We start from the raw sequence: 3444 nt of genomic DNA, 5'->3' as shown, positions 1-3444 counted from the left end.
GCTGTATTCGGACTGGCAGGCTGCGGCGGCGGATCCTCCTCCAGCCAGAGCGCCGGCTCCCAGACTCAGAAAGAAAGCCCGCTCATGAAGAAAATCAAATCCAGCGGCAAACTGGTGGTAGGCACCGCTTCCGGCTATCCTCCCTATGAATTCGTAGATACCTCTTCCGGCGAAAAGAAAGTCATCGGCATCGACATGGAACTGGCCCAGAAAGTAGCTGACAAGCTGGGCGTGAAACTGGAAGTACAGGACATGAACTTCCAGGCCCTCCTTTCCTCTCTCACCGGCGGCAAGGTGGACGTAGCCATTGCAGGCATTAACCCCACGGACGAAAGAAAGAAATCCATGGATTTCTCTGCTGACTACCTGCCTACAGAACAGAAAGTCATTATCCGGAAGGCCGATGCAGACAAGTACAAGACCGTAGAAGACCTCTACGGAAAGACCATCGGCGTCCAGAAATCCACCACCCAGGAAGCACTGGCCAAGGAAAAAATCAAAGATGCTAAAATCGTAGGCCTGGCTCACGTGCCGGAAGTAGTACTGGAACTGAAACAGGGCAAAGTAGACGGCCTGGTGGTGGAAGGCATTGTAGGCGAGCAGTATGTCATCTTCAACGATGACCTCATGTTCTCCGACGTCAAATTCCCGGGAGCCGTGAAAAACTCCGCCGCTGCCATCCAGAAGGGCAACGAAGATGTGGTTGCTGTGATTAATGAAGTCATCAAAGAAAATACGGACAACGGCAACTTCAAGAAGTGGACAGAAGAATACAGCAAGAAAGCTGTTTCCAATGCAGATAAGAAATAAATGAAATAAGGAAACTGCAGCGCTTGGGACGCTGCAGTTTTTTGCGGCAGAAATCTGCAGCACTGTGGTATATGGTGAATTTTTCATACTCCTTACCATAGGCTGGGATTCATTAGTGAGCTGGTGGGCTGGCCGGAGCGAATGCCACAAACCACTCTTTTAGGAATACAGCAGCCCCGTTCTATCGTCATTTCGAGCGAAGTCGAGAAATCTCCCTGCTGTATTGTTCTACTGCTGATTGCACCATCTGCGCTGTGCACCGAGATTCTTCACTACGTTCAGAATGACGAGTGGGGCGGGAAGGTCATCCCGTAACGTAAGGCTCCTTCCTCAGGTGGCAATCCTGCATAGGATTGCCAAGTCGGGCAAAGTTGGCCCTGCGTAGATCCGCAATAGAGCAATATTATCATTCTTACCCTCGTACACCCTATGGCCCCTCAAGGGGTAACGAGAATTAAGAAGGGCCTTCCTTTTGTTTGCCCGACCGGAATGGAGCTGGGCGGAGCCCTGAGGAACACCGAATATACGACGCGCAGCTTTATGTGTCACATTAGGCCCCTGTGGGGCCTCGGCTTTTTAAGGGGAGCACTGATTCAGCCGCAGAATCAGATTTTATAAGCATTTTGGTCCAATACAGCGTCATAAGCCTCCTTAAATAGCTTTGGCTATTCGCGTCGGCTTATTCCTTGTATTGAACCAAAATGCAAGAATGAAATCTGATAACNNATAACGACTGAATCAGCGCTCCCCCTTACGAAAACCGCTATCCTCGGTCGTCCGGCGCCCCCCTTCCAAAGGAAGGGGGCTAACGCACTCCGTCATGCGGCTTTAAAGACACAAAAGCTAATCCCATAACGCCTGCCGCGGAGCGGCATATAAAACGCATCGCCGTCAAAGGCGGCGATACCTTCCCCTCTGAACCCTCTGAACCCTTTGAACCTTTTGAACCCGGGCCGCTAAGCGGCCCCTTTTAAATTCACTGAACCCTTATTTCAATAAAATTTAATTGAAATCATTGAATACAGATATAGTCAAGACTATGCACGTATGTTATAATTAGCTAACTTCAGATGATTTTTCCTGATAAAACAGAAAGAGGGGCCTATCCATGAATAAAAAGACGATTCCGTTTTCCGATGAGTTAATCCGTGATATCGCTGCCAAATATGGCACGCCATTCCATATTTATGATGAAAAGGGCATTCTTGATAATGTAAAACGGCTGCAGAAAGCCTTTTCCTGGAATCCCAATTTCCATGAATATTTCGCTGTGAAAGCAACTCCGAATCCATGGATCATGAAAAGCCTCAAAACTTTGAATGTAGGCTCTGACTGCAGCTCCATGGCAGAACTGGTTCTGTCTGAAACCGTGGGCATCAAAGGCGAGGAAATCGTATTCTCCTCCAACGATACACCGGATGAAGAATTCATCAAAGCCAATGAACTGGGCGCTATTATCAATCTGGACGATGTGTCCAATCTGGACGACCTGGATCGGCTCCATATCGTTCCGGAAAGAATCTGTTTCCGTTACAACCCGGGACCGGAGCTGGCCAGAGGCAATGCCATCATCGGCAAGCCGGAGGAAGCAAAGTACGGCATGACCAAGGAGCAGCTCATGACCTGCGTGGACTGGGCTAAAGAAAAGGGCATTTCCTACATCGGCATTCACACCATGGTTATTTCTGCAGAACTGGAACTGCCGGGCCTTCTGGGCACCATCGGCATGATGTTTGACCTGGCCAATGAAATCAGGGATGAAAAGGGCGTTACCGTCAGCTTCATCGATTTCGGCGGCGGCATCGGCATTCCCTACCGTCCGGAACAGGATCCCGTAGATATTGAAGGCCTGGGAGAAGGGGCAAGGAAGCTCTTTGAACAGAAGATGAAAGGCTTTGACCATACCCGTATCTGCTTCGAATGCGGCCGCGCCATTACCGGTCCCTATGGCTTCCTGGTTACCAAAGCCATCCATTACAAGCACATTTACCGGGACTACATCGGCGTAGATGCCTGCATGGCAGACCTCATGCGCCCCGGCATGTACGGCGCCTACCACCATGTGACCGTGCTGGGAAAGGCGGATGCTCCCAAAAACCATGTATATGACGTAGTGGGCTCTCTCTGTGAAAACTGCGATAAGTTTGCCATCCAGCGTCCTCTTCCGGAAATCGAAACCGGCGACCTCATCGTCATCCATGACACCGGCGCCCACGGCCACAGCATGGGCTACAACTACAACGGCCGCCTCCGCCATCAGGAAATCATGGTTCATGAAGACGGCAGCGTGCAGCAGATCCGCCGCAACGAAACCCTCTTTGACCTCTTCGCCACCCTTGATTTCCCGAACCTGAAAGAAAATACAGCAAAAGTGGTTAAGGAATAATTTCTTACCCTGAAAAGCCACAGGCTCTGAGCCTGTGGCTTATTTCATGAAATTGGGAAGATATGGTATGCACGTATCGTCAGGCTCCTTCCGCTGGAAGGAGCCTGATAGGGGTGAGGAACACCGAATATGCAACGCGCAGCTTTATATGTCATCAGGCCCTTTCAGGGCTTTGGATTTTTGAGGGGAGCACTGATTTAGCCGCAGAATCAGATGTCATAAGCATTTTGGTCCAATACTGCGTCATA

At 50.1% G+C, this 3444-nt stretch carries 2 protein-coding genes; both read left to right on the top strand.

The features are described 5' to 3' along the window. Positions 1 to 810, top strand: an 810-nt coding sequence (locus tag B2Y11_RS00615; protein ID WP_291054770.1) for a transporter substrate-binding domain-containing protein, incomplete at its 5' end; no start/stop codon positions are given. A 1108-nt stretch (positions 811 to 1918) separates the two neighbouring features. Further along, positions 1919 to 3196 carry a diaminopimelate decarboxylase family protein gene (locus B2Y11_RS00610; protein WP_291054767.1) on the top strand — a complete coding sequence of 426 codons (1278 nt, stop codon included), beginning with the start codon at positions 1919 to 1921 and terminating at the stop codon, positions 3194 to 3196. Positions 3197 to 3444: the final 248 nt, after the last annotated feature.

The sequence above is a fragment of the Dialister sp. UBA1703 genome (assembly GCA_002320515.1).
Classification (GTDB): domain Bacteria; phylum Bacillota; class Negativicutes; order Veillonellales; family Dialisteraceae; genus Dialister.
This window is presented reverse-complemented; position numbering and strand designations above follow the sequence as displayed.